Genomic DNA, 421 nt, shown 5'->3' with positions numbered 1-421 from the left:
TTAATGCCCCATCCAGAGCAGTGTATCCGGCAAGTTGCTATCACTGACTCGACGGTCAAAACGGATATTAGTCAGCACCTGCGACCAACTGGCATTCAGCGTCAGCCCCAGATCGAGACTGTCGCCACGAACGCCCAGAACCGACACCTGCTCTACTCCGGATACCGAAGCCAGTAATGCCAACACAGCCCGATAATCGTCGTAGCGGCTAACCTGCTGTATGGTCAGCGTCTGTTGCTCTATTGCCAAATCGGCTGCTGAAGTCACCACGCCGTAGCGACTGGAAAAATAGCCACTCACTGCCTCGGCCAGTGCAGCAATAACTGCCGACTCCGATTTGCCGCGAATATCCAGCGGAAAGTGGTCATGGTGATATTCAAGATAACCATCCGCACGCCAGCCATCTCCTGACGGAGTGATC

Annotated in this window: 1 protein-coding gene; it reads right to left on the bottom strand. The window is 54.4% G+C overall.

Annotated elements, in window-relative coordinates:
- Positions 1-421: hypothetical protein (locus Q4563_RS16430; protein ID WP_303605244.1), on the bottom strand; the 421-nt coding region annotated here is incomplete at its 5' end.

The sequence above is a fragment of the Gilvimarinus sp. 1_MG-2023 genome (assembly GCF_030548285.1).
Note: the sequence above shows the minus strand (reverse complement) of the source record. Positions and strands in the feature narration are given on the sequence as shown.